Genomic DNA, 24,112 nt, shown 5'->3' with positions numbered 1-24,112 from the left:
CGTCGGTTTTTTCATGCCCGCATCGCCGCGACGGCGGCTTTCCCTCGACCGAGAGCTTGTTTGCCAACCCACGTCATGATTGGCGCGACCGCAGCCTCGAATCCTGTCACGCTCACCTGAACCATTCGAGAGCATCCCCATGCAAGCCAAGCACAATGGCGACGTGTCGTTCTGGTATGCCGATATAAGCGGCGTCCCGGCCTATCGCCCTGCGCTGCCCGGCGACATCGAGGCCGATATCTGCATCGTCGGCGCCGGCTACACCGGCTTGTGGACGGCCTATTACCTGAAGAAGGCGCAGCCCTCGCTGCGCATCGCCATCGTCGAGAAGGAGTTCGCAGGCTTCGGCGCCTCGGGCCGCAATGGCGGCTGGCTGTCGGGCGGGTTCAGCTGGTCGCGCGAGAAATATGCGGCGTCCTCGTCGCGGGGCGCTGTCATCGACATGCAGCGCGCCATGTTCGGCACCGTCGACGAAGTGATCTCGGTGACGCAGGCCGAGGGTATCGATGCCGATATCCGCCGCGTCGACAACATCACCGTGGCCACCAACACCGCGCAGCTGCAGCGCGCCAGGGCGGAATACGATGAGCTCCTGCACTGGGACATGCCACCGGAGAGGCTGGCCTTCCTCGACGCCGGGGAGGCGCGCGAGCGCATCGCCATCGACAAGGTGCTGGGCGGCTTCGTCGTCCGCAACGTCGCCCGCGTGCAACCAGCCAAGCTGGTGCAAGGCCTGGCGGCGGCGGTCGCGCGATCAGGCGTCCCGATCTACGAGCAGACGCAGGTTCTGGCGATCGAAAAAGGCAAGGTGACCACCGATCGCGGCATCGTGCGCGCCGAAAAGATCGTGCGTGCCACCGAAGGGTTCACGGCCGGTATTCCCGGCCTCAAGCGCCTCTGGCTGCCCCTGAACAGCGCCATCGTGGTGACCGAGCCGCTGCCGCAAAAGCTGTGGGATACGATCGGCTGGAGCGGCTACGAGGTGCTGGGCGATGCCGCGCACACCTATTGCTACGCGCAGCGCACGCGCGAAGGCCGGATCGCCATGGGCGGCCGTGGCGTGCCCTACCGGTTCGGCTCGCGCACCGACGTGCGCGGCCAGACCCAGCAGGCGACCATCGACCAGTTGCACGAGATCCTGACCAAGCTGTTGCCGCAGACCAAGGGGGTGCGCCTCGACCACGCCTGGTGCGGCACGCTCGGCGTGCCGCGCGACTGGTGCACCACCTGCGGCTTCGATCGCGAGACCGGCATCGGCTGGGCCGGCGGCTATGTCGGGCTCGGCGTTTCGAGCTCGAACCTGTCGGGCCGCACCCTGCGCGACCTCGTGCTCGGCCACGACACCGAACTGACCCGGCTGCCCTGGGTCAACCGGACGGTCAAGAAATGGGAGCCGGAACCGCTGCGCTGGCTCGGCGTCCACTCCATGTACCAGCTCTATCGCATCGCCGACCGGCGCGAGGCAAACGGCCTCGGGCGGACGTCCCGCCTCGCGGCTTTCGCCGACCGGCTGACCGGGCACTAGACTCTTGTTTTGACGCAATTCCCAAGGGAAAGCGCCACGCGCTTTTCCCGGGAAGCCGCCTTCCACTTTTCCTGGAATTGCTCGCGAAATCAGGGCTTGTGGATGAAGGCGGCGCCGAGAATGGGGCCGGGCATGCCGTCCTTGCCGGCCGATTGCAAGAGCACGGCGCAGCCGCCCTTCTTGACGATCTCACTTATCGGCAATTCATAGCGCTGCGCCTTGCCGTGCCACATGCCCGCGGTCTGGATGCCGGTGACCGCGTTCCAATAGGTCATCTTGCGGCCGGAGTTCTCGCCCTGGGCGATGTTGATCGTTTGCGGCGGCTCGAAATAGACGATGACGACATGGGCATCGCTGGGGCCGGTGCCGGCATCGCCGGCATCGATGATCACGCGGTCGCTGGTCCGGCTGACCTTGATGGCGACGCGCATGCCTTCGCCGGACCTGGCCATTCGGGCGAGCGCGCCGTCGACCTCGGTGCGGTTGGCGCCGTTGACATGGATGCGACCATTGAGCACCGCCTGCGGCGTATAGACGGAGCGGCTGCCGAAGGCGCGCATGTAGTCGTATTGGCGCTCGGTGTTCTCCTTGCGGCTCAGCGTGTCTTTCCAGCCGAGATAGTCCCAATAGTCGACGTGATAGGCGAGCGCGACAATGTCGTCCTTGGTGGCGAGTTCGGCGAAGAAGGCATCGGCCGGGGGGCAGGAACTGCAGCCCTGGCTGGTGAACAGCTCGACCACGCCGAGCGGCCTGTCGGCCTGGGGTTCCGCATGCATTTTCTCGGATTCGCTGGCATGGCCAGCACCGGCAAACGCCGAGAAGGCCAGCGCAAAGGCTGCCAGCCACAGGAATCTTCGCGAGGCCATGACCATTCCAATTCCCGCCGGTGATGCCGGCTTTGTTCTGATTTGCTGAAATATGTGGCAGAAGCCGAAGTCAACGGGAAGTCACGTTGCGGTGAAATTTTGCCATTGCAGCCGCAGGTAAGGTCGCAATAGGAGTGGGCACTGCATTTCACTACGCGGTTCGATTCGGGCTGGGATCATCACCATGTGGCAAACTCTCCTGACCCCTGTCGATCTCTATTGCGAGCGGACCGGTTCTGGACTTTGGGCCGAGCCGACGAATGCTTTGACCAACCTCGCCTTCATTGCGGCGGGATTATGGGGTGTGCTTGAAGTGCGGCGGCACAAAACCGGCACCTTCGCGCGAGTGCTGGCCTGGTGGGTGGTGGCGATCGGCATCGGCTCGACGATCTTCCATACCTTTGCCACCAGGGGCACGATCTGGGCCGATATCCTGCCGATCGCAGGCTTTACCCTGGCCTATACGCTGTTCAACCTGCGCCGTTTCCTCGGCATGGAATGGGGCAAAGCGATCGCTGTCTTCGTCGTCTTCTACGCGGTTGCCGGGCTGATCACCTTCGCCGTGCCGGACTGGCTGCGGCAGGCATCGAACGGCACGACGGGCTATCTGCCGCCGTTCCTGGCGCTCGCCTTCTTCGGCGTCTGGGTGACGGTGAGCGGCAACCGCGCAGGCTGGTACAATCTGGCTGGTTCGGCGATCTTCGTGGTGTCCGTCATCTGCCGCATGATCGACCCGATGGTCTGCGGCAGCTTTCCGCTCGGCACGCATTTCCTGTGGCACATCCTGAACGGGCTGATGCTCGGCGTGCTGCTGGCGGCGGCGGCGCGGTTTGGGGCGCCGAAGCAAGGGCAGTAGGCAGTAGGTGTCCTTATTCCCTACTGCCTAAGCCCTACTGCCTTGCCGCTACGCGGCTAGATCGCGCAGCACGTATTGCAGGATGCCGCCGTTCTTGAAGTAGTCGAGCTCGTCCAGCGTATCGATGCGGCAGATGATCGGCACGTTCTTCACCGTGCCGTCGCCATAGGTGATCTTGGCGTTCATCGTCTGGCGCGGCTTGATGGTGCTCAGGCCGTCGATCTCGACCACCTCGTCGCCCTTGAGGTTGAGCGAAGCCCATGAGGTGCCTTCCTCGAAGACAAAGGGGATGACGCCCATGCCGACCAGGTTCGAGCGGTGGATGCGCTCGAAGGACTGGGCGATGACGGCGCGGACGCCAAGCAGGTTCGTTCCCTTGGCCGCCCAGTCACGCGAGGAGCCGTTGCCGTATTCGACGCCGGCGAAGATGACCAGCGGCACGCCTTCCTTCTTGTATTCCATCGCCGCGTCGTAGATCGCTTCCTCTTCCTTCGACGGGTAGTGGATGGTGTAGCCGCCCTCGCGGCCGTTCTCGCCCAGCATGTGGTTGCGGATGCGGATGTTGGCGAAGGTGCCGCGCATCATCACTTCATGATTGCCGCGGCGCGTGCCGTACTGGTTAAAGTCGGCGACGCCGACGCCGTGGTCGGTGAGGTATTTGCCGGCAGGCGACGCCGCCTTGATCGAGCCCGCCGGCGAGATGTGGTCGGTGGTGATCTTGTCGCCGAACAGGCCGAGCACGCGGGCGCCCTTGATGTCGCCGATCTTGCCGAAACCGGCGGTCATGCCGGCGAAATAGGGCGGGTTCTGCACATAGGTCGAGTTGTCGTCCCAGGCATAGGTCTGGCCTTCCGGCGCCTTGACGTTCTGCCAGTATTCGTCGCCCTTGAAGACGTCGGCATATTTGCGGGCGAACAGCTCGCGGGTGACGTTCTTCTCGATGAACTCCTGGATCTCGGTCGAGCTCGGCCAGATGTCCTTGAGGGAGACCGGATTGCCATTCTTGTCCTCGCCGAGCGGCTCGGTGGTCAGGTCCCTGGTGACAGTGCCGGCCAGCGCATGGGCGACGACCAGCGGCGGTGACGCCAGGTAGTTCGCCTGCACGTCGGGCGAGACGCGGCCTTCGAAATTGCGGTTGCCGGAGAGCACCGCGGCTGCAATCAAGCCCTTATCGTTGATGGTCTTGGAGATCGGCGCCGGCAGCGGGCCGGAATTGCCGATGCAGGTGGTGCAGCCGAAGCCGACAAGATTGAAGCCGATCTGGTCGAGCTCCTTCTGCAGGCCGGATTTCTCCAGATACTCGGCGACCACCTGGCTGCCGGGCGCCAGCGAGGTCTTCACCCACGGCTTCTGCTTGAGGCCGAGACGGTTGGCGTTGCGCGCCAAAAGACCGGCGCCGATCAGCACGCTCGGATTCGAGGTGTTGGTGCACGACGTGATGGCGGCGATGACGACGTCGCCATGGCCGAGATCATGGTCGGTGCCTTCGACGGCATAGCGCTTGGAGATTTCGGCGGCCTTCTTGTATTCGGTCTCCATCGCCTTGGCGAAGCCGGCTGGAATGCCTTCCAGCGCGACGCGGCCTTCGGGGCGCTTGGGGCCGGCCATCGACGGCACGACGCTGCTCAGTTCCAGTTCGAGCAGGTCGGTGAAGACCGGGTCGGTGGAGCCGGCTTCGCGCCACATGCCTTGCGCCTTGGAATAGGCTTCCACCAGCGCGATGCGGCTTTCCTCGCGGCCGGACATGGTGAGGTAGCGGATGGTCTCCGAATCGACCGGGAAGAAGCCGCAGGTGGCGCCATATTCGGGCGCCATGTTGCCGATGGTGGCACGGTCGGCCAGCGTCATGTTGGACAGGCCCGGGCCGAAGAACTCGACGAACTTGCCGACGACGCCCTTCTTGCGCAGCATCTGGGTGACGGTGAGCACCAGGTCGGTGGCGGTGACGCCTTCCTTGAGCTTGCCTGTGAGGCGGAAGCCGATGACTTCAGGGAGCAGCATGGAGACCGGCTGGCCGAGCATGGCGGCCTCGGCCTCGATGCCGCCGACGCCCCAGCCGAGCACGCCAAGGCCGTTGATCATGGTGGTGTGCGAATCCGTGCCGACGCAGGTGTCCGGGTAAGCGGTGGTTTCGCCATCCTCGGTGTTGGTCCACACGACCTGGCCGAGATATTCGAGGTTGACCTGGTGGCAGATGCCGGTGCCGGGCGGCACGACGCGGAAGTTGCGGAACGCCTGCTGGCCCCATTTCAGGAACTTGTAGCGCTCCTCGTTGCGCTCGTATTCGAGCTCGACATTCCTGGCGAAAGCCAGCGGCGTGCCGAATTCGTCGACGATGACGGAATGGTCGATGACGAGGTCGACGGGCACCAGCGGGTTGATCTTCTGCGGGTCGCCGCCGAGCGAGGCCATGGCGTCGCGCATGGCGGCCAGATCCACCACGGCGGGAACGCCGGTGAAATCCTGCATCAGCACGCGGGCGGGGCGGTAGGCAATCTCGACGCCGGCCGTGCCCTTGTCGGTCAGCCAGCCGGCGACCGCCTGGATGCTGTCCTTGGTGACGGAACGGCCGTCCTCGTTGCGCAGCAGGTTTTCGAGCAGCACCTTCATCGAATAGGGCAGCTGGGCGATGCCGGTGAGGCCGTTCTTCTCGGCCTCGACGAGGTCGAAATAGACATACTCGGCGCCGCCCGCGGTCAGGGTGCGGCGGCAGTTGAAGCTATCGAGGGATTTTGACACGTGCGATCCGTCCTTGTCTGTTCAGCCTGAAAGGGAACGGACGCCGATGGCATGCAATCACGCGCAAAGGTGCGGGTACGGCCATTTCCGCTGTCCGTTCCCAAGCAACCCGAGCCGTTCAAGGCGGCGCGTGCGCTGGTTCGGCGCAAATTCTGTTCCCGCGCCGACCGCTGGCACGGATGCACCGCATATAGAGAATTTTCTGGAATAGTTCTAGACAGTTGCGGAGCAAATTTGTGCGATGCGGCAGCGCTCGCGAAACATTGATTTCAGGGCAGGCGAGGGATGCGGCTGATCGCCGAAAATCTGGGCGGCGAACGCGGCGGCGAGACGGTGTTTTCCGGCGTCGGTTTCGCGCTCAACCGAGGCCAGGCGCTGGTCGTCACCGGGCCGAACGGATCGGGCAAATCGACCTTGCTCAGGATCGTCGCCGGGCTGTTGCCTGTGGCCGAAGGCAGGTTGCTGCTCGAAGGCGGCGGCGAGGCTTTTCCGTCCATTGCCTCGGCCTGTCATTACCTCGGCCACCAGAACGCGATGAAGCCGGCGCTGAGCGTTGCGGAAAACCTGCGCTTCTGGCGCGATTTCAACGGTGGTGGAGACGTCGGCGTCGACGAGGCGCTGGAGACCGTCGGGCTCGGCGGCATCGGCCATCTGCCGTTCGGCTATCTCTCGACAGGGCAGAGGCGGCGCGCGGCGATCGCCAAGCTTCTGGTCAGCCAGCGGCCGCTGTGGCTGCTCGATGAGCCGACGGCGGGACTGGACAAGGCTTCGGAGACGCGGTTTGCGGGGCTGATGGCTAGGCATTGCGCCGAGGGTGGGATGATCGTGGCGGCGACGCATCTGCCGCTGGGGATCGATGGGGTGGAGTTGAGGATGGGGGAAACGGGTTGATGGCGGTGCGAGGCGCCCCCCTCTGGCCTGCCGGCCATCTCCCCCTCCAGGGGGGAGATTGGCAGTTCATGCGTCTCGCCAGCCCTCCGACGTTGAAGATTGGCGAAAGCCGAGGTGACATCCAATCTCCCCCCTTGAGAGGGAGATGTCCGGCAGGACAGAGGGGGGCGCCTGGGCGCCGACATCTCACATCATGCTAGCCCTCTTCCTGCGCGACATCCGCCTCAACATCCGTGCCGGCGGCGGCGCTTTGACCGGTGTCATCTTCTTCCTCGCCGTCATCGCCACCATTCCGTTCGGCGTCGGGCCGGACCTCAGGCTGCTGGCCCGCATCGGCCCGGCGATATTGTGGATCGGGGCGCTGCTGTCCTGCCTGCTTGGGCTCGACCGGCTGTTCCAGGCCGATCGCGAGGATGGCTCGCTCGATCTCCTGGTGCTCGGCAACGACCGGCACATGCTGGCGCTGACGGTGCTGGTGAAATGCCTGGCGCATTGGGCTGGCAGCGTGCTGCCGCTGGTGGTCGCGGCTCCCTTGCTCGGGCTGTTCATGAATATGGAGCCGCTGGCGATAGGCGCCACGGCGCTGACGCTGCTGGTCGGCACGCCGGCGATCACCTTCATCGGTGCCGCCGGGGCGGCGGTGGCGGTGGCGCTGCCGCGCGGTGGGCTCTTGATCTCGGTGCTGGTGCTGCCGCTGACCATACCGGTGCTGATCTTCGGCGTTTCGGCGAGCTATGGCGCCACCGCCAATCCCGATCCGTTTTTGCAACCCTTCCTCATTCTTGCCGCGCTGACACTGTTTCTTGCCGTGCTGGGGCCGGTGTCGGCGGCGCTGGCCCTGCGCCACGGTACGGATTGATGCGGCAGTACAAGACTGAAGACCATGGGCCTGAGGACTGCGGCGCGGCGCCCGATTGCGAAGCCGCCGATGCGCGGTTAAGGGAGAGCATGATCGAACGACGGTTGGAAAGAGACGCTGGAATGGAGCGGACCGCATGAGTGCGCATGCGCTCTATGTCACCGCGGCCTATGCCATCACCGCGTTGGTCCTGGCCGGGCTGATCGGCTGGATCCTGCTCGACCAGCGGGCGCGCAAGCGCGAACTCGCCGAACTCGAAGCGGCCGGCGTGAAGCGCCGTTCCGATAGGGCTGGGACAGCAAAGCCGTGAGTAGCGAAACCGAAACACCGTCACGCGGCCGGCGCCTGTTCGTGCTCTTGCCGCTGCTGGTCTTCCTCGGCCTGGCAGGACTGTTCCTGTCGCAGCTATTGTCGGGGCGCGATATTTCGGAAGTGCCGTCGGCGCTGATCGGCCTGCCGGCGCCGCAGACCAACCTGCCGGCGCTGGAAGGATCGAACCTGCCGGGGCTCGATTCCAAAAACTTCGCCGGCAAGGTCACCCTGGTCAACGTCTTTGCGTCCTGGTGCGCGCCATGCCGCGAAGAGCACCCGGTGCTTCTGGCGCTGTCGCAGGACAAGCGGTTCGTGATGGCGGCGCTGAACTACAAGGACCGACCGGAGAACGCCCGACGGTTCCTCGGCGATCTCGGCAATCCGTTCCAGGCCATCGGTGTCGACGAAGCCGGCCGCGCGGCGATCGACTGGGGTGTCTATGGCGTGCCGGAAACCTTCGTCATCGGCAAGGACGGCAAGATTGCCTACAAGCATGTCGGCCCGCTGACGGCGGAGACGGCAAGGGATTTGTTGCTGCCACAGATCGACAAGGCATTGGCGGCGCCGAACTGACGGTGCTCTTTCGCCTTCCATGCCGTGATGTTGATGGCAGGCAAGGCGGAGCCAGAATTGGGGACTCTCACCGTGGATAGAACCGCTATTCCGAGCCGCTGCATTCTTCGCTTGAAGTCGCGGCATGGATCCTCGGGTCAAGCCCGAGGATGATGAATGTGGCTCAGCCGTAGATCTGCTTGTGGATCTGGTAGAGCATTTCCGAGCGATCGGCGCGCATGTCGGCGAGGTCGCGGCTGGAAAAGCTGTCGATTTCGGCGACGAGGCGGTTGTAGTGCTTGCGCTTGGCGATGCTGGTGCGAGCGCGGGTCATGAGATCATTGAAGATCATAGCAAGGGTCCTTCTGTGCCGCATTCTGGCGGCGGGTTCTTCCTCCCTTGGCAGTACGGAACATGACATAGTATTGGTGCGTTGCAAAAAGAAGATGTTGCAATGCACCATTGCGCGCAGCGCATAGCCGGTTAATGGGGTCCTAAAGTGCGCCCCTGTTGAACGGCGGGCAGCCGAGCCAGGTCGACCGGCTGCTTCCTCTCCGTTTTGTCATACAAATTGCAAGCGTCCCGTCTTGCCATATCGATCGCGGGCTGGCTTGATCCGGCGTCACGTGATGCCGGGAGGAAATGCATGGCGGCCGCAGACTATTACGAAATTCTCGATCCGCGCTTCGCGCGCCTGTTCAATGGCAACGCGCAGGTGGAAAAGCTGTTCACCGGCTGCCGCTGGGCGGAAGGGCCGGCCTGGTTCGCCGCCGGCCGCTATGTCGTCTGGTCCGACATTCCGAACAACCGCATGCTGCGCTACGACGAGACGGACGGCAGCGTCAGCGTCTTTCGGCAGCCATCGGGCAATTCGAACGGCAACACCGTCGACCGGCAGGGCCGGCTGGTGACATGCGAGCACTCCGGCCGCCGCGTCAGCCGTACCGAGCATGACGGCTCGGTCACCACGATTGCCGCCAAATGGAAGGGCAAGCGGCTGAACTCGCCCAATGACGCGGTGGTGAAGTCCGACGGTTCGATCTGGTTCACCGATCCGACCTACGGCATCGACACCGACTATGAGGGCGACAAGGCCGAGAGCGAGATCGGTGCTTGCCACGTCTACCGAGTCGATCCCGATACCGGCGAGATCGAGGCCGTCATCACCGATATGGTGAGACCGAACGGGCTCGCCTTTTCGCTGGACGAGAGCTTGCTCTATGTCGTCGACACCGGTCGCACGCATGGCGCCGAGAACCCGGCGCATATGCGGGTCTTCAATGTCGGCAAGCACGGCAAGAAGGTGTCGGGCGGCAAGGTCTTCGCCGATTGCACGGCCGGCCTGTTCGACGGCTTCCGGCTCGACGCGGACGGGCGCATCTGGACCAGCGCCGCCGACGGCATCCATTGCTACGATCCGGACGGTACGCTGATCGGCAAGGTCAAGGTGCCGGAGGTGACCGCCAATTGCGTGTTCGGCGGCAACAAGCTGAACTGTCTCTACATCGCCGGCACCACCTCGCTCTACATGGTGCGGCTGATGGTGAACGGAGCCAAGACTTTTTGAGTGAGACCGTTTGGAAATTCTACTCTGACGGCCATCTGAAGGCGTTTTCTGCGCTTCCGGTGCTCACGTGCCCAAAAAGTACGCTCCGCTCCGGTTCTCGAAACCACCATCATATGACTCGCCAGAGCGAATTTCGAAACGGTCTCTCAACGGCGTTAGCCATTTGAAGGGGAGGACGTCATGCCATTCGTCAACATCCGCATCGTCAAGGAAGTGATCGCCGCCGATCCGGCAGGCAAGAAGGCTGACATCGCCAAGAAAGTCACGGCCGCGATCATGGACGCCACCGGGCTCGGCAATGACGATGTCTGGGTGGTCTTCGAAGAGGTCAACGCCCGCGACTGGTATGTCGGCAAGACCGATGTGGAGACGTTGCGGAAGGGGTAGGTCTTCCCTTCTCCCCTTGTGGGAGAAGGTGGATCGGCGCGCCAGCGCCGAGACGGTTGAGGGGTGGGTGACGGAATGCCGTCGGCGCCAAGCTGGAACACCCCTTGTGTCTCTCGAATCATGCATGATCGGGCTGACGGGTGACCCGGGTCATGACCGGATCACCCGTTGCGGCGGAAGCCCGTACAGCCCTTGGCATAAGCCCGTGGATGAGCAAGGAGCTCCGACCGCATCTTCCACAGCCCGAACGGTTGCTAGGGTTCGACCCCGCACCGGCAAGGAAGGGATCAGAAGATGACACAAATTGCACTGCATGTCGGCATCGATGTGGCCAAGGATCGGCTGGACGTGGCCATTTTGGAAACAGGGGAGTTGTTCGCGGTCGACAATGACGAAGCCGGTCATGCGGCATTGGTCGAGCGGCTGTCGGGCTGCGAGCTTGATGCCATTGGCCTTGAGGCGAGCGGTGGCTATGAACGGGCTGTGCTCAAGGCACTGTGGCAAAAAGGCCTGCCGGTGCGTCGCATCAATCCCCACAGACTGCGCCAGTTCGCACGGGCGGCCGGCGTCAACGCCAAGAACGATCGCCTCGATGCACGTGTGATCGCACGCTTCCTGGCAACGCTGCCGGTGCGTCCGGTGGAGTTTGATCCAAGTCTGGAGTTGGTGATCGAACTGGTCACCGTGCGGCGCCAACTCCATGCCGAACTCAGCCGTGTCAACAACCAACTCGAACACGTGCGCGATGCCGCTCTCAAGCGCCTGGCCAAGCGGCGAGCGAGCCGGCTCCGTGCCGACATCCTGCTGCTCGACAAAAGCATCGCCCAGGCCATTGCGGCTGATCCCGCCATGGCTCACCGCAACAGCTTGCTGCGTTCCACGCCCAGCGTCGGCCCGGTCTTGAGTGCCACACTGATCGCACTGCTGCCTGAACTCGGTCGCTTGTCCAACCGGCGGATCGCCGCCCTGGTCGGGCTCGCTCCCTTCGACCACGATAGCGGCAAGCTCAAAGGCAAGCGATGTATCTGGGGTGGTCGAGAGCCGGTCCGCAACGTCCTCTACATGGCAGCGCTCAGCGCCGGAGTGCATAATCCCGTCTTCGCCGCTTTCCGCCAGCGCCTGCGGGCCAAGGGCAAGGTGGCAAAGGTCGCCATCGTTGCTGTCATGCGCAAGCTGATCACAACCCTCAATGCCATGATCCGGGACGACAAACCTTGGGATCCGGCTTCGGTCTGAGGCACGGTTGCTCATCCGACCTCACTTCGTGAGGCCACCTTCTCCCGCAAGGGGAGAAGGAAGAGCGGGCGCCATTCAACGTGCGCGGATAAAGCCCGCGAAAGCCGAAAGCGCGTCGCGCATCGCTGTCACATTCGCCGGCTCAGCCAAAATAGCCTCCACCTCGGGCGGCTTCTTCCCCAGCAGCGCAATCTCGAGCCCACCGTCAGAAAGCGCGAACGACATGGTGCGCATGATCTCGGCCAGGGCGGCGCGGGCACACAACGAGCGCGGCGAGGCGTGCATCAGCATGGCTGGCTTGGCGACGGCCGCGTCGCGCGACACCAGCCAGTCGAGCGCGTTCTTCAGCCCGCCCGGCACGCCATGGGCATATTCGGGACAAGAGATGATGACGCCGTCGGCACGGGTGACGGCGTCGATCAGGGCGGAGGCTGCGCGCGGCGTGCGCTCGCCCTCGTCGTCGGGGTTGAAGATCGGCAAGCGGCCAAGCCCGTCATAGACGGTGACGCGGCAGCTTGAAGGCGCATTGCGCGCCAGTGCTTCGACCAAGGCCGAATTGGTGGAGGCCGCCCGCAGGCTGCCGGAAATGGCGAGGATGTTCAGCACAGTCGGTGAGGCCAGTTCGGACGAATCGTGTCCGGAAAAGCCTACCACATGGTCTGCTTGTATTCGTCGTCCAGCCAGCGGTCGGTCGCCTCGGCCGAATCGGCCAGTGCCAGCTGGTCGCGCAGGATCTGGCCGAGCGTCGGCAGCGTCGCGCGGTCGTACCAGGTCTCCGGCTTCCACAGGTCGGAGCGCATGAAGGCCTTTGCGCAATGCATGTAGGTGGCCTTGACGGTGACGACGATGACGCTTTGCGGCTCCTTGCCGTCGACGGCAAGGCGCTCGCGCAAACCCGCGTCGACGGTGATGCGGGCATCGCCATTGACGCGCAGCGTCTCGTTCATGCCGGGGATGAGGAAGAGCAGCCCGACCGAGGGATTGCGCAGGATGTTCTCCAGCGTGTCCAGCCGGTTGTTGCCGGGCCGGTCGGGAATGGCGATGGTCCTGTCGTCGAGAACGATGGCGAAGCCCGGTTTGTCACCCTTCGGCGTTACGTCGGAATTGCCTTCGCCGTCAGAGGAGCCGATCAGCACGAACGGGCTCTTGCCGATGAAGGAACGGCAATGGCCGTCGAGCGCCTTCAATTCCTTGCGAATCGAACCATCGGTCGGCCGCGGCGTCTTGTAGATGGTCCGCAGTTCCTCGCGCGTGGTGACGAATTCCATGGCCCTCTCTCCCATTTGGTTCTTGAGGCAATTCACTAGGGAAGGCGTTACGCGCTTTTCCTGGAATTGCTCTACTTGCCGGTCTTTTCTTCCCCGCCGGCCTTGTCGTCCAGCGAATGGCGCAGGATCAGCGGCATTTGGCTGAAGGTGAACAGAAGCGTGATCGGCATGATGCCCCAGACCTTGAAGGTAACCCAGGCGTCGGTGGAAAAATTGCGCCACACCACCTCGTTGACGATGGCCAGGAACAGGAAGAACAGGCCCCAGCGGAAAGTGAGCTTGCGCCAGCCTTCGGCATCGAGCTTGAAGGCGGATTCGAAGACATAGCCGAGCAGCGACCGGCCGAAGAACAGGCCGCCGAGCAGCACGCCGCCGAACAGCGTGTTGACGATGGTCGGCTTCATCTTGATGAAGATGTCGTCCTGCAGATAGAGCGTCAGCGCGCCGAAGATGAAGACGACGACGCCGGACACCAACGGCATGATCGGCAAGCTGCGAATAAGCAGCCAGGACACCATCAGCGCGATGGCCGTGGCGGCCATGAAGAGGCCGGTGGCGACGAAGATCGGGCCGCCGAAGTCGGCCAGCACCGGGAATTTCTCCACCAGCCATGGGCCGCGCGCATTGGCGAAGAAGAAGACCAGCAAGGGACCCAGCTCCAGCACCAGCTTGAGCAGCGGATTGACGCCTTCCTTCTTCTCTTTCTGCGGGTCGGACGGGTCGCGTTCGAGAATGGGTGGGTTCATGATCTTCCTTCTTACGCACGATCCCGTTCAAAATTCTTCGGGATCATGCCGCTACGCAACTCCAGCGATCGCCCTGGCGAATTCGCTTGCCGAGAAAGGTTCGAGGTCGTCGACCTGTTCGCCGACGCCGATGAAATAGACCGGCAATTTGTGCTTTGCCGCGATCGCCACCAGAATACCGCCGCGCGCCGTGCCGTCCAGCTTGGTCATCACCAGGCCGTTGACGCCGGCGACATTGCGGAAGATCTCGACCTGGTTGAGCGCGTTCTGGCCGGTGGTGGCGTCGACAGTCTGCAGCACGGTGTGCGGCGCTTCCGGGTCGAGCTTGCCGAGCACGCGGACGATCTTTTCCAGTTCCGCCATCAGCTCGGTCTTGTTCTGCAGGCGGCCGGCGGTGTCGATGATCAGCACGTCGGAGCCGGCTTCCTTCGCTCGTTCGAAAGCATCGTAGGCGAGGCCGGCGGCATCGGCACCGAGCTTGGAGGCGATGACCGGCGAGTTCGTGCGCTCGCCCCAGATCTTGAGCTGTTCGATCGCGGCAGCGCGGAAAGTGTCGCCGGCGGCGAGCATAACCGACAGGCCGCCATCGGTCAGTTTTGCCGCGAGCTTGCCGATGGTCGTGGTCTTGCCGGTGCCATTGACGCCGACCACCAGGACGACATGCGGCTTGTGCGAGAGGTCGAGCTCCAACGGCATGGCGACGTGGGTCAGCACCTTCTCCACCTCGGCCGCCATGATGGCGCGCACTTCGGTGTCGGAGACGTCCTTGCCGTAGCGGCTGGAGGCTAGAGCATCGGTGACGCGCAAGGCCGTCTCCATGCCGAGATCGGCGCGGATCAGTACGTCTTCGAGGTCCTGCAGCGTGTCCTCGTCCAGCTTGCGCTTGGTGAAGACGCCGGCGATGTTGCCGGTGAGTTCGCGCGAGGAGCGGGCGAGCCCGTCGCGCATGCGCTGGAACCAGGAGCGCCTCGGTGCCGGCTCCGGCGCCTTCGCCGATTCGGCCTTCTGCTCGACCTTCTTGGTGACGGTCACCTTGCCAGGAGCGGGTTTGGGCTCCGGCGCCGGCGGTGGCGGAACAGGCGCTGGTTTTACCTCCCCCTCGATGGGGGAAGTCCCAAGCGAAGCTTGGGGGTGGGGGTGACTGGCGTCGGCGTCGGCGCTATCACCCCACCCCGCCGCTTCGCGTCGACCCTCCCCATCGAGGGGAGGGTGGGGCGCTGGTGCTTCTTCCTTCTCCCCGTCCCTATACGAGGAGAAGGTGCCGGCAGGCGGATGAGGGGCGGCGCTGGCCTTTGAAGTCGGCTGTGCGGAAGGCGCGGCCGGCGGCACCTCGACAGGTGCGGGCTGTTCGGCTGGGACCTCGGCAGGCGGGACCGGCACTTCGACGGGCGCTTGTTCCGGCGGTCCCTCCGGGCGCGACGGAACAATTTCCGGCTCGGCCGGCGCGGGAGCAGGAACTTCTTGCGGCTGAGGCTCGGGAACGGGCTCCGGAGCCGCCGGGGGTACCGGAATTTCCTCTGGCGCCGGTGGCTCCGGGGTCTCTGGCGCGGGTGCCGGCTCCTCGTCCGGCTCCGGTCCGGGCAGCGGTTCCGGCTCGGATGGAACCGTCGGCTCGGGCGCAGGCGGGATGGTGGGCGCCGGCTCGGGTGCTGGTTCTTCGGGTGCCGGCTGAGGCGCGGGCTTTACCTCCCCCTCGAGGGGAGGGTGGGGCGCAGGCTCGGCCGCCGGCTTCAGCGCGTCCAGCGCATCCCATTTGATCGGCGGGAGGGGCGCGGTTTCGTCGATCCGCTCCTCGACAATTTCTTTCTTGCCGAACGAAAATATCTTCTTGAAAAAACCAGCCATGCTTTGCGTTTCTCAGGCGGCGCAAGCGGCAAGCGGGGCCGCGATCAGCCGGGCGCCATCGTGGCCAGTAATTGTCGCTTCGACGATCTCGCCCGGCGTGCCGGTGCCGAGCGCTGCAAGCGTGAAGCCTTCGGTGCGGCCAAGCCCGTCACGCTCGATCAGGATCGACTGGCGCGTGCCGGGAAGTGACGACAGGTGACGGCGATAGGCGGCTTCGCCGGCCGCGCGCAGCCGGGCGGCGCGCTGCTTGACCACCTCGCGGCGCAGCTGCGGCATGCGTGCCGCGGGCGTGCCTTCGCGCGGGCTGAACGGAAAGACGTGGAGATGGGTCAGGCCGCACTCCGCGACGATATTGATCGAGTTCTCGAACATGTCGTCGGTCTCGGTCGGGAAGCCGGCGATGATGTCGGCGCCGAAGACGATTGCAGGGCGCAGCTTGCGCACATCCTCGCAGAAGCGGATCGACTGGTCGCGCAGATGGCGGCGCTTCATGCGCTTCAGGATCATGTCGTCGCCCGACTGCAGCGAGAGGTGCAGATGCGGCATTAGCCTGGGCTCGATGGCGATGGCGTCGAGCAGTTCGTCATCGGCCTCGATCGAATCGATCGACGACAGCCGCAGGCGCTTCACGTCCGGCACCTGCCGGAGGATCGTCTTCACAAGCTTGCCGAGCTTGGGCGCGCCCGGCAGGTCGGCACCGAAAGACGTCATGTCGACGCCGGTCAGCACGATCTCGGCATAACCATTGCCGGCGAGACGCTTGACCTGCTCGACCACGGCGCCCATCGGCACCGAGCGCGAATTGCCGCGGCCGTAAGGGATGATGCAGAAGGTGCAGCGATGGTCGCAGCCGTTCTGCACCTGGACGAAGGCACGCGCCCGGCCCTCGATGGCGTCGACCATATGGCCGGCGGTTTCGCGCACCGAGAAGATGTCGTTGACGCGGGCCTTCTCGGTGTCATTGACGCCGAAATCCGGCAGCGCGCGATAGGAATGCGCCCGCAACTTCTCCTCATTGCCAAGCACGAGATCGACCTCGTCCATGGCGGCGAATTTTTCAGGCTCGGTTTGCGCGGCGCAGCCGGTGACGATGATGCGCGCCTGCGGGTTGTCGCGACGCGCCTTGCGGATCGCCTGCCTGGCCTGGCGCACGGCCTCGCCGGTGACGGCGCAGGTGTTGAAGATCACGGCACCGCCGGCCAGCGCGCCGAGACCCGCCGTTTCGGCCTCGCGCCGCATCACCTCGGATTCATAGGTGTTCAGCCGGCAGCCGAAGGTCACCACGTCGATGCGGCTAGGGGCCTCGGAAAGGGAGCCATCGACGTTCGGGCTCTTGGACAGAGCAACCGACATCAGGCCGCGCTTTCGGTGTCGCGGGCCCAGGCGCCGGTCGAGGGATCGAAGCTGCCGGAAAATTCCCATTCGGCGGCACCCGTCAGGATGACGTGGTCATCGTCGCGCCATTCGACATGCAGCGTGCCGCCGCCGGGGGTCAGCAGGCTGACGCTGCGCCCGGTCCGCCTGGTGCGGGCCGCTGCCACCACGGCGGCGCAGGAGGCGGAGCCGCAGGCCTTGGTCAGGCCGGCGCCGCGTTCCCAGGTGCGAATGATCATGCTCTCGGGCGACGTGACCTGCGCGATGGTGATGTTAGCGCGTTCGGGGAAGATCGGGTGGTTCTCGAGCAGCGGGCCGAAACGGTCGAGCTCGTATGACCAGACGTCGCGGTCGACCCAGAAGATGGCGTGCGGGTTGCCCATCGAGACGGCGGAGGGGGAATGCAGCACCGGCGCGTCGATCGGGCCGATCTGCAATTCGATCATGCGGGTGTCGCGGAATTCCTCGGCCAGCGGAATGTCCTGCCAGCCGAAACGCGGCACGCCCATGTCGACCGAGATCGAGCCGTCGGCATGTTCACTGGCGTTGAGGATGCCGGCGACGGTCTCGAAAGTGAAGCTCTTCTGGCCGGTCTCGGCGGCGAGCGCCTGGACGACGCAGCGCATGCCGTTGCCGCAGGCCTGCGCACCGGTGCCGTCGGAATTCAATATGTCGATGAAAAAGGCGGTGCCTGGCGTCCTCGCGTCGTGGATCGCCATGATCTGGTCGAAGCCGGTCGCGGCATCCGCGTTGAGCGCGATCGCCGCGGCCGCCGTCACCCGATCGGCGCGGCCGCGCATGTCGGCGACGATGATCTCGTTGCCGATGCCGTTCATCTTGGCGAAAGGGGTCGTGCTTGCCATCGCTCCGAAAAGTTCCGTGTCCGTTTGGCGCTATATGGCGGAAACGGGCGGGAATTACCAGTGCGCAGCCGCTTTACGTCACCGCGAAGACCCCAAACAAGATCAGCAGGAAGATGATGAGCACGATACCGATAAGGATGCGCGCGCCAGTGGCTGCGGCCCCGGCCAACGCCGGCATGCCGAGCAGGCTGGCGGCGGCGGCGATGATCAGGAGAATGATGATCCATCTGAGCATGGAAATGCCTCGCGAGCCGACAGATTTTTTGTAACTGCATGGAAACGCCGCTGTCGCGCTTGGGTTCCGTCGCTCGCGAGGTAATGTCAGCGGCAAAATCTAGCCGGCGATCTCGATGTCGGTGCTGAACGGCCCCGTCTTGCTCGAATTCTCGTCATGCATGAGGAAGTCGCAGCGGTATTTGCCGGGCGGCAAGCCATCGAGGGACAGGTCCAGCTTGAAGAACAGTTCGCGGTTGCGCGAGCGCGAGGCGACCTGGACGCGGCTGATCTTCTCCATCTTGCCGAGTTCCTCGCCGGAGGCTGAAACCACGGTCAGGTCGACCGAAAGCGAGATCTGCTTGTTGCCGAGCCCGTCGGAGCCGTAGCCGTAGCCGACCGGCTCCATGTAGAGCACGATCTTCTCGCCGGGTTTGTAGATGTGGTTCGCGCGCTCGGTGTAGATGCCGAAACCCGCCGCGGTGTCGACGTGCTTGACGTTGAGCACAGCGAGCGGCATCGCGTCCCACAGCGCGTCCTCGGCACCGCGGAACTTTTCCAGCGCGCCGGCGGAATCACCGGACTGGAGCAGCTTTTCGGCTTCGGCGGCACGGTCGCCGATCTCACCGGCAAAGGCCGTCGAGGTGGAGATTGCGGCGGCCATGAGGGCTGCCAGGATTGTTTTCATGAGACGCGACTCCGTTCCTCGAAACATCACGACATCATGGTGGGCGAAAACCGGCGTGAGGTAAACGCCAATCCTGGCAGATGCCAAGGCCTGACCTCAGGGCACGTTCCAGACTTCGCCGGGCCGCAAGGCGCGAAAGCGCTCCGGCGGCAGCTGCTCGGCCGCAAGCGCCCCGGCCAGCCTCCGGACCGGCTCGTCGATCGGCTCATCGGTGAGCTGGAAGGTGCCCCAGTGGCAGCCGGCGGCGAAAGCCGCATTGCACAGTTTCATGCCTTGCACCGCTTCCTCCGGGTTCTGGTGCTGGGGTGCCATGAACCAGCGCGGCTCGTAGGCGCCGATCGGCAGGATGGCGAAGCGGAAGCCACCATGCTTCCCAGCCATCAGCCGGTAGTTGATGCCATCGTGGAAGCCGGTGTCGCCGGCGAAGTAGGTCTTGCCGCCCGGTGTCTCCACAACGAAGCCAGCCCACAGCGCCATGCGCCGGTCGCGGGCGCCGCGCGCCGACCAATGATGCGCCGGCTCGACATGAATGAAGGCGCCATTGCCGAGCTCGATCCTGTCGCCCCAGTCATGCGCCGCCAGCCGCATGCCGGGAACCGCCTGGCCAATCAGCATGTCATTGCCGAGCGGAGTGATCAGCAGCGGGTCATGGCTGGCTTTCAACTGCCTGAGCGTGGCGAGGTCGAGATGGTCGTAATGGTTGTGGCTGACCAGCACGAGGTCGATCGGCGGCAGGTCGGCAAAGGCGATCCCCGGCGGATTGATACGCTTTGGGCCGGCAAAGGAAAACGGCGATGCGCGCGGCGACCAGACCGGATCGGTGAGGATGTTCAGGCCGGCCGTCTGGACCAGCAAGGTCGAATGGCCGACCATGGTCACGGTCAGACCGGAGCCGTTTACTCGCCCCGCCGGCCTCGCCTGCGGCAGGGGGCTCGGATCGGTGGCCGGCCATTTGGCGCGTTGGCCGCTGAACTGCCATTTCAGCAGATCGGCGAAGCGGCCGGGCGGCTGGCCGCCGGGATTGAAGAACAGGCTGCCGTCGAAATGGTCGCTGGGCGGGCCGCTGTAATAGCGGTTGGCGACTTTCGGTCTCGCGGCCAAATTCTTGCGCTCCGGCAGGGTTGGATTTCTAGACATAAGCGCTGCCTTGGCTGGCGCAAGCATTTGGCGAGCGAATGCCAAGGGTGAGGCAGCCGGTCCGACTAGGATCGCCCCGGTTCGAGTGGGATCGCCAAGGATTGGGAGCGAGGACAACGCCATGGCCATGAAGCGGACGAAGACGCCATGGATGAAGGCCGAGGATTTCGGCCGCTCGCTGGCGCGCGGCATCGGCGTCAACCTGCTGGTAAGCGACATGGCGGCGATGGAGGCCTTCTGCCGGGACGTGCTCGGCGCCCATATGATCTATGCCGACGAAGATTTCGCGGCGATCGAGCTTCTGGGATCGGTGTTCATGCTGCACGCCGACCACTCCTATCTCGACAATCCGATGACCGGGGTCGTCGCCGGCATCGAGACGCGCGGCGCCGGCATCGAACTGCGTCTCTATGGCGCGGATCCTGATGCGGTCGAGGCGGCGGCACTGGAACATGGCCACATCGTGCTGGCCGGCACGATCGACAAGCCGCATGGCTTGCGCGAATGCCATATCGTCGGGCCGGACGGATATGTGTTCGTGCCGAGCGCGCGTCTAGCGCCGTAAATGCGATAAATTTGCAACAAATCTTGCTGCAAACCCTATTTTAACCATATCGGGTTGAAATTTCGCCACCTTCTCCATCTTGGTGGAGGTGAGATTGCGCGGACGGCATCCCCCCAGCCGGATCCGACGGAGGTTGTAATGAATTTTTCGAAAAGCGGTCTGGTGGCCGTATCGTTGGCAGCGCTTTTTGCGGGCGGCTGCTCGACCTCACGCTTCTCGTCGATGGACGACCAGCAGCCGGCGCCGCTGCAGCCGGCCCCGGCCGGCCAGGTGACCTCCAACCAGCTGCCTCCGCCGGCCGCGCCCGGCACCACCGACCCAGCGCAATTCCCGACAGCGCCGGCGAACACGCAGGTCGCGTCCTTGCCGCCGGATGGCACAGCGCCGGCAGGGGCCGCGGACCTCAGCGCGGCCAGCGTCGCCGGTGTATGGAACGTCAGCGTTGCCGGCCAGAGCTGCAAGGTGGCGACGCCGCAGACCAAGTTCGGCGCCGGCTTCCGCGCCGGACCGCTGCATTGCCCGGCGCCGATCGACGGCATCAAGTCCTGGAACGTCGCCGGCAAGCAGCTGACGCTCTATGACGAGAATGGCGGTTCGCTGGCGCGGCTCTATTCCTCGGGCGGCTCGAAATTCGACGGCCAGACTTCCAGCGGCCAGGCGATTTCGCTTACAAGGTAGGCTATGTATGCCGATATTCAGGTGATGCCGGCCTGACCTGAATCTCAATACACCTAGTCCCTGAGGATTCTTGCTCTGTACAAACGACGTGACCGATGCATCTGCGTGACGGCCTCCAGACCCATGCGACCGTCAGGCAGCGCTACGACCATCTGGTGGAGACCGGCGGGATCGAACGCGATCCAGCGCAGGAACGCATCGCCGCGGCACTCGACCGGCTGACATCGGAGATCTCGGCAAAACGGCTGGCGCACAAGTCGAGCGCGCTGGGCTGGCTGTTTGCCCGCAAGCGCGAGACGCGGGACGTCGTCAAGGGCCTCTACATCCATGGCGGCGTCGGTCGCGGCAAGACCATGCTGATGGACATGTTCTTCGAGCTGCTGCCGGTGCGGCGCAAGCGCCGGGTCCATTTCAACGACTTCATGGCCGACGTGCAGGACCGCATCCAGAAGCACCGGCAGGCGCGCAAGAATGGCGAGGTCAGGGAAGACGACCCGATCCCGCCGGTGGCCAAGGCGCTGGCCGAGCAGGCCTGGGTGTTGTGCTTCGACGAGTTCTCGGTCACCGACATCGCCGACGCGATGATCCTGTCGCGGCTGTTCTCGGCATTGTTCGCCAGCGGCGTGGTGCTGGTCGCCACTTCGAACGTGGCGCCGGAGAACCTTTATAGCGACGGGCTGAACCGCCAGCTGTTCCTGCCTTTCATCGCCATACTGGAACGGCACGCGCAGGTGCTGTCGCTCGACAGTGACAAGGACTACCGGCTCGAAAAGCTCGCCCGCACGCCGGTCTATGTCACGCCGGCGGACGCTGCCGCCGACCATATGCTCGACGCGGCGTGGCAAACGATGACGCGCGGCGCGCCGACGGCCGCGACGTCGCTGACGCTGAAGGGCCGGCAAGTGATCGTGCCGGCCGCCGCCGGCGACGCGGCGCGTTTTTCCTTCGCCGATCTCTGCGAAAAGCCGCTCGGCGCTCGCGATTTCCTGGCCATTGCCGGGCGCTTCTCGACCGTCTTCATCGACCATGTGCCGGTGCTGGGCGAAGGCAAACGCAACGAGGCCAAGCGCTTCATCCTGCTGATCGACACGCTTTACGACCATCACACACGGCTGGTGGTGAGCGCCGACGCTCCGCCGCAAGAGCTTTATGTGGCCAAGCGCGGCGTAGAGGTGTTCGAATTCGAACGCACGGCCTCACGCCTGATCGAGATGCAGAGCCGCGACTGGCTGGAGGATTGGGCAGAGCGGCGGAAGGCGAAGGCGGCTGAATAGCGGCCTTGCGAAGGTCGGCCAATCGTCAAAGCTCATACACATACATGACGAAATCCTCCGCCGGGCCATGCGGCTCCTTGCGCGTCTCGTAGAGCGCGCGGGCTGGGCCATTGTCCGGCTCGGTGCCGACCCACGCCTCCTCGCAACCATGCTCCCTGCCGATCACGAACATCGCGTCGAGCATATCCCGTGCGATACCCTGGCGCTGGAAGGCAGGCGACACGCCGACTTCGTCGATGTAGAGTTCGCTCACCTTGTCGGGATGGCGGTGGATGACGGCGGCGCACTGACCGACGACCACGCCGTCGGCGATCGTCACGATCATGAAATGGCCGGGTTGACTGAGATAGGCTGCCAACCGATCCGCCCTGACCGGCTCGTCGAACACATCCTCGGCGACCCGCATCACAAGGGCGTCATCGCCAGCTTCAAGCCTTACGATCTCCATCTTCATTGTGTAGATACCTCCAAGTCGGCTTACAAACTTTGACGTTTACGTAAATCCCAAACCATCTAACCGATTGAAAATGCTCGCCCTAAAATAATCGTTTGAATTTACCTCGCACCGGGGCTATTGGGTGCGGCGAAATCTCGCGGTTTCCCGCAACATTCCGGCCTCCTTCCTCGGCACCGTCATCAAGTCGTCAAAGACTGGGGCGCCGTCACAGACAAAGGGAAAACATCCTCACATGGCACGCAACAAGATAGCGCTTATCGGCTCGGGCATGATCGGCGGCACGCTCGCCCACATGATCGGCCTCAAGGACCTCGGCGACGTGGTGCTGTTCGATATCGCCGAGGGCATCCCGCAAGGCAAGGGGCTCGATATCGCGCAGTCGTCGCCGGTCGATGGTTTCGATTCCCGGCTGACCGGCGTCAACGACTACGCCGGCATCGAGGGCGCCGACGTCTGCATCGTCACCGCCGGCGTGCCGCGCAAGCCGGGCATGAGCCGCGACGACCTGCTGGGCATCAACCTCAAGGTCATGGAACAGGTCGGCGCCGGCCTGAAGAAATACGCGCCGAAGGCTTTCGTCATCTGCATCACCAATCCGCTCGATGCCATGGTGTGGGCGCTGCAGAAGTTTTCCGGCCTGCCCAAGACCCATGTCGTCGGCATGGCCGGCGTGCTCGACAGTTCGCGCTTCCGCTACTTCCTGGCCGAGGAATTCAAGGTCTCGGTCGAGGACGTGACCGCCTTCGTGCTCGGCGGCCACGGCGATTCCATGGTGCCGATGATCCGTTATTCGACGGTATCGGGCATTCCGCTGCCCGATCTCATCAAGATGGGCTGGACCTCGAAGGAGAAGCTCGACCAGATCGTGCAGCGCACCCGCGACGGCGGCGCCGAGATCGTCGGCCTGCTCAAGACCGGCTCGGCCTACTACGCCCCGGCCGCCTCGGCGATCTCGATGGCCGAAGCCTATCTCAAGGACAAGAAGCGCGTGCTGCCGTGCGCGGCGCACCTTTCCGGCCAGTATGGCGTCAAGGGCACCTATGTCGGCGTTCCTGTGGTCATCGGCGCCGGCGGTGTCGAGCGCATCATCGAGATCGACCTCAACAAGGCCGAGCAGAAGATGTTCGACGCTTCGGTGGCGACGGTGCAGGGCCTGACCGAGGCCTGCGTCAAGATCGCGCCGCAACTCGCCTCTAAGTGAACCCCAGCAGCCG

At 64.3% G+C, this 24,112-nt stretch carries 26 protein-coding genes; 13 read left to right on the top strand and 13 right to left on the bottom strand.

Translation table 11 applies throughout. The features are described 5' to 3' along the window. Positions 1-139: 139 nt before the first annotated feature. Positions 140-1,525 (top strand): FAD-binding oxidoreductase, encoded by a 1,386-nt coding sequence (locus FJ978_RS11490; protein ID WP_140572207.1) that lies wholly within the window; start codon positions 140-142, stop codon positions 1,523-1,525. 89 nt (positions 1,526-1,614) lie between these two features. Here FJ978_RS11490 and FJ978_RS11485 read toward each other — a convergent pair whose 3' ends face one another. After that, entirely contained in the window at positions 1,615-2,397 is a 783-nt protein-coding gene (locus FJ978_RS11485; protein WP_013892227.1) for a thioredoxin family protein, read from the bottom strand. A gap of 178 nt (positions 2,398-2,575) precedes the next feature. Here FJ978_RS11485 and FJ978_RS11480 point away from each other — a divergent pair, with 178 nt between their 5' ends. Further along, entirely contained in the window at positions 2,576-3,247 is a 672-nt protein-coding gene (locus tag FJ978_RS11480; RefSeq protein WP_140572206.1) for a ceramidase domain-containing protein, read from the top strand. A 48-nt stretch (positions 3,248-3,295) separates the two neighbouring features. Here the strand turns inward: FJ978_RS11480 and acnA are convergent, their stop codons facing one another. Beyond that, positions 3,296-5,986 (bottom strand): aconitate hydratase AcnA, encoded by a 2,691-nt coding sequence (gene acnA / locus FJ978_RS11475; RefSeq protein WP_140572205.1) that lies wholly within the window; start codon positions 5,984-5,986, stop codon positions 3,296-3,298. Positions 5,987-6,271: 285 nt separating this feature from the next. Here acnA and ccmA point away from each other — a divergent pair, with 285 nt between their 5' ends. From ccmA to FJ978_RS11455, 4 genes are all read left to right on the top strand, one after another. Next, a complete protein-coding gene (ccmA, locus tag FJ978_RS11470; protein ID WP_140572204.1) occupies positions 6,272-6,877 on the top strand; it encodes a heme ABC exporter ATP-binding protein CcmA in 606 nt (201 codons plus the stop codon). Between the two features lie 193 nt (positions 6,878-7,070). Further along, complete coding sequence (gene ccmB, locus FJ978_RS11465; RefSeq protein ID WP_041163999.1) at positions 7,071-7,736, top strand: heme exporter protein CcmB; 666 nt, start codon at positions 7,071-7,073, stop codon at positions 7,734-7,736. Between the two features lie 136 nt (positions 7,737-7,872). Next, complete coding sequence (gene ccmD / locus FJ978_RS11460) at positions 7,873-8,046, top strand: heme exporter protein CcmD (protein ID WP_013892232.1); 174 nt, start codon at positions 7,873-7,875, stop codon at positions 8,044-8,046. After that, entirely contained in the window at positions 8,043-8,621 is a 579-nt protein-coding gene (locus FJ978_RS11455) for a DsbE family thiol:disulfide interchange protein (RefSeq protein ID WP_140572203.1), read from the top strand. Before ccmD ends, FJ978_RS11455 begins: the two co-directional genes overlap by 4 nt. A gap of 163 nt (positions 8,622-8,784) precedes the next feature. Here FJ978_RS11455 and FJ978_RS11450 read toward each other — a convergent pair whose 3' ends face one another. Beyond that, entirely contained in the window at positions 8,785-8,952 is a 168-nt protein-coding gene (locus FJ978_RS11450; RefSeq protein WP_013892234.1) for a hypothetical protein, read from the bottom strand. 294 nt (positions 8,953-9,246) lie between these two features. Here FJ978_RS11450 and FJ978_RS11445 point away from each other — a divergent pair, with 294 nt between their 5' ends. The 3 genes from FJ978_RS11445 (at position 9,247) to FJ978_RS11435 (ending at position 11,790) form a co-directional block, all read left to right on the top strand. Continuing rightward, positions 9,247-10,167, top strand: coding sequence for an SMP-30/gluconolactonase/LRE family protein (locus tag FJ978_RS11445; RefSeq protein ID WP_013892235.1), 921 nt, complete (start codon positions 9,247-9,249; stop codon positions 10,165-10,167). A 180-nt stretch (positions 10,168-10,347) separates the two neighbouring features. After that, positions 10,348-10,554, top strand: a complete 207-nt coding sequence (locus FJ978_RS11440; protein ID WP_013892236.1) for a 4-oxalocrotonate tautomerase family protein — start codon at positions 10,348-10,350, stop codon at positions 10,552-10,554. Between the two features lie 294 nt (positions 10,555-10,848). Next, positions 10,849-11,790 (top strand): IS110 family transposase, encoded by a 942-nt coding sequence (locus FJ978_RS11435; RefSeq protein ID WP_031257431.1) that lies wholly within the window; start codon positions 10,849-10,851, stop codon positions 11,788-11,790. Between the two features lie 75 nt (positions 11,791-11,865). Here the strand turns inward: FJ978_RS11435 and FJ978_RS11430 are convergent, their stop codons facing one another. The 9 genes from FJ978_RS11430 to FJ978_RS11390 all read right to left on the bottom strand — a co-directional run bounded on the left by FJ978_RS11430 (position 11,866) and on the right by FJ978_RS11390 (position 19,924). Next, positions 11,866-12,396, bottom strand: a complete 531-nt coding sequence (locus FJ978_RS11430) for an NADPH-dependent FMN reductase (protein WP_140572422.1) — start codon at positions 12,394-12,396, stop codon at positions 11,866-11,868. A gap of 41 nt (positions 12,397-12,437) precedes the next feature. Continuing rightward, entirely contained in the window at positions 12,438-13,058 is a 621-nt protein-coding gene (locus FJ978_RS11425) for a pyridoxamine 5'-phosphate oxidase family protein (RefSeq protein ID WP_140572202.1), read from the bottom strand. A 71-nt stretch (positions 13,059-13,129) separates the two neighbouring features. After that, entirely contained in the window at positions 13,130-13,804 is a 675-nt protein-coding gene (locus FJ978_RS11420; RefSeq protein WP_140572201.1) for a septation protein A, read from the bottom strand. 51 nt (positions 13,805-13,855) lie between these two features. Then, the gene (gene ftsY / locus FJ978_RS11415; RefSeq protein ID WP_140572200.1) at positions 13,856-15,649 is read right to left on the bottom strand and encodes a signal recognition particle-docking protein FtsY; all 1,794 of its coding nucleotides are present in this window, start codon (positions 15,647-15,649) and stop codon (positions 13,856-13,858) included. Between the two features lie 12 nt (positions 15,650-15,661). Then, on the bottom strand, positions 15,662-17,002 hold the full coding sequence (gene mtaB / locus FJ978_RS11410; protein WP_181176804.1) for a tRNA (N(6)-L-threonylcarbamoyladenosine(37)-C(2))-methylthiotransferase MtaB: 1,341 nt from the start codon (positions 17,000-17,002) through the stop codon (positions 15,662-15,664). Continuing rightward, positions 17,002-17,886, bottom strand: a complete 885-nt coding sequence (gene dapF, locus FJ978_RS11405; RefSeq protein ID WP_140572199.1) for a diaminopimelate epimerase — start codon at positions 17,884-17,886, stop codon at positions 17,002-17,004. The genes mtaB and dapF overlap by 1 nt, the downstream gene beginning before the upstream one ends. Before the next feature lie 73 nt (positions 17,887-17,959). Then, positions 17,960-18,121 carry a DUF1328 family protein gene (locus FJ978_RS11400; protein ID WP_013892243.1) on the bottom strand — a complete coding sequence of 54 codons (162 nt, stop codon included), beginning with the start codon at positions 18,119-18,121 and terminating at the stop codon, positions 17,960-17,962. Positions 18,122-18,220: 99 nt separating this feature from the next. Then, positions 18,221-18,787 carry a hypothetical protein gene (locus FJ978_RS11395; RefSeq protein ID WP_140572198.1) on the bottom strand — a complete coding sequence of 189 codons (567 nt, stop codon included), beginning with the start codon at positions 18,785-18,787 and terminating at the stop codon, positions 18,221-18,223. A gap of 96 nt (positions 18,788-18,883) precedes the next feature. After that, positions 18,884-19,924: an MBL fold metallo-hydrolase gene (locus FJ978_RS11390; protein WP_181176803.1), complete on the bottom strand. Its 1,041-nt coding sequence runs from the start codon at positions 19,922-19,924 to the stop codon at positions 18,884-18,886. Positions 19,925-20,045: 121 nt separating this feature from the next. On the opposite strand from FJ978_RS11390, the gene FJ978_RS11385 reads away from it, so the two are divergent. From FJ978_RS11385 to zapE, 3 genes are all read left to right on the top strand, one after another. After that, entirely contained in the window at positions 20,046-20,489 is a 444-nt protein-coding gene (locus tag FJ978_RS11385; protein ID WP_140572197.1) for a hypothetical protein, read from the top strand. 138 nt (positions 20,490-20,627) lie between these two features. After that, positions 20,628-21,167, top strand: a complete 540-nt coding sequence (locus FJ978_RS11380; protein ID WP_013892247.1) for a protease inhibitor Inh/omp19 family protein — start codon at positions 20,628-20,630, stop codon at positions 21,165-21,167. Between the two features lie 95 nt (positions 21,168-21,262). Next, positions 21,263-22,441, top strand: a complete 1,179-nt coding sequence (zapE, locus tag FJ978_RS11375; RefSeq protein ID WP_140572196.1) for a cell division protein ZapE — start codon at positions 21,263-21,265, stop codon at positions 22,439-22,441. A 25-nt stretch (positions 22,442-22,466) separates the two neighbouring features. Here the strand turns inward: zapE and FJ978_RS11370 are convergent, their stop codons facing one another. After that, a complete protein-coding gene (locus FJ978_RS11370) occupies positions 22,467-22,895 on the bottom strand; it encodes a GNAT family N-acetyltransferase (RefSeq protein ID WP_140572195.1) in 429 nt (142 codons plus the stop codon). Between the two features lie 235 nt (positions 22,896-23,130). On the opposite strand from FJ978_RS11370, the gene mdh reads away from it, so the two are divergent. Then, entirely contained in the window at positions 23,131-24,099 is a 969-nt protein-coding gene (gene mdh, locus FJ978_RS11365) for a malate dehydrogenase (RefSeq protein ID WP_013892250.1), read from the top strand. Positions 24,100-24,112: the final 13 nt, after the last annotated feature.

It is taken from the genome of Mesorhizobium sp. B1-1-7 (assembly GCF_006442705.1).
Lineage (GTDB): Bacteria > Pseudomonadota > Alphaproteobacteria > Rhizobiales > Rhizobiaceae > Mesorhizobium > Mesorhizobium opportunistum.
The sequence above is the reverse complement of the archived record's forward strand: the minus strand, read 5'-3'. Positions and strand labels throughout refer to the sequence as shown.

Coding starts and splice junctions, on each gene's coding strand:
- FJ978_RS11490 (WP_140572207.1), top strand. CDS start 140: ATGCAAGCCAAGCACAATGGCGACGTGTCGTTCTGGTATGCCGATATA.
- FJ978_RS11485 (WP_013892227.1), bottom strand. CDS start 2,397: ATGGTCATGGCCTCGCGAAGATTCCTGTGGCTGGCAGCCTTTGCGCTG.
- FJ978_RS11480 (WP_140572206.1), top strand. CDS start 2,576: ATGTGGCAAACTCTCCTGACCCCTGTCGATCTCTATTGCGAGCGGACC.
- ccmA (WP_140572204.1), top strand. CDS start 6,272: ATGCGGCTGATCGCCGAAAATCTGGGCGGCGAACGCGGCGGCGAGACG.
- ccmB (WP_041163999.1), top strand. CDS start 7,071: ATGCTAGCCCTCTTCCTGCGCGACATCCGCCTCAACATCCGTGCCGGC.
- ccmD (WP_013892232.1), top strand. CDS start 7,873: ATGAGTGCGCATGCGCTCTATGTCACCGCGGCCTATGCCATCACCGCG.
- FJ978_RS11450 (WP_013892234.1), bottom strand. CDS start 8,952: ATGATCTTCAATGATCTCATGACCCGCGCTCGCACCAGCATCGCCAAG.
- FJ978_RS11445 (WP_013892235.1), top strand. CDS start 9,247: ATGGCGGCCGCAGACTATTACGAAATTCTCGATCCGCGCTTCGCGCGC.
- FJ978_RS11440 (WP_013892236.1), top strand. CDS start 10,348: ATGCCATTCGTCAACATCCGCATCGTCAAGGAAGTGATCGCCGCCGAT.
- FJ978_RS11435 (WP_031257431.1), top strand. CDS start 10,849: ATGACACAAATTGCACTGCATGTCGGCATCGATGTGGCCAAGGATCGG.
- FJ978_RS11425 (WP_140572202.1), bottom strand. CDS start 13,058: ATGGAATTCGTCACCACGCGCGAGGAACTGCGGACCATCTACAAGACG.
- FJ978_RS11420 (WP_140572201.1), bottom strand. CDS start 13,804: ATGAACCCACCCATTCTCGAACGCGACCCGTCCGACCCGCAGAAAGAG.
- ftsY (WP_140572200.1), bottom strand. CDS start 15,649: ATGGCTGGTTTTTTCAAGAAGATATTTTCGTTCGGCAAGAAAGAAATT.
- mtaB (WP_181176804.1), bottom strand. CDS start 17,002: ATGTCGGTTGCTCTGTCCAAGAGCCCGAACGTCGATGGCTCCCTTTCC.
- dapF (WP_140572199.1), bottom strand. CDS start 17,886: ATGGCAAGCACGACCCCTTTCGCCAAGATGAACGGCATCGGCAACGAG.
- FJ978_RS11400 (WP_013892243.1), bottom strand. CDS start 18,121: ATGCTCAGATGGATCATCATTCTCCTGATCATCGCCGCCGCCGCCAGC.
- FJ978_RS11395 (WP_140572198.1), bottom strand. CDS start 18,787: ATGAAAACAATCCTGGCAGCCCTCATGGCCGCCGCAATCTCCACCTCG.
- FJ978_RS11390 (WP_181176803.1), bottom strand. CDS start 19,924: ATGTCTAGAAATCCAACCCTGCCGGAGCGCAAGAATTTGGCCGCGAGA.
- FJ978_RS11385 (WP_140572197.1), top strand. CDS start 20,046: ATGGCCATGAAGCGGACGAAGACGCCATGGATGAAGGCCGAGGATTTC.
- FJ978_RS11380 (WP_013892247.1), top strand. CDS start 20,628: ATGAATTTTTCGAAAAGCGGTCTGGTGGCCGTATCGTTGGCAGCGCTT.
- zapE (WP_140572196.1), top strand. CDS start 21,263: ATGCATCTGCGTGACGGCCTCCAGACCCATGCGACCGTCAGGCAGCGC.
- FJ978_RS11370 (WP_140572195.1), bottom strand. CDS start 22,895: ATGAAGATGGAGATCGTAAGGCTTGAAGCTGGCGATGACGCCCTTGTG.
- mdh (WP_013892250.1), top strand. CDS start 23,131: ATGGCACGCAACAAGATAGCGCTTATCGGCTCGGGCATGATCGGCGGC.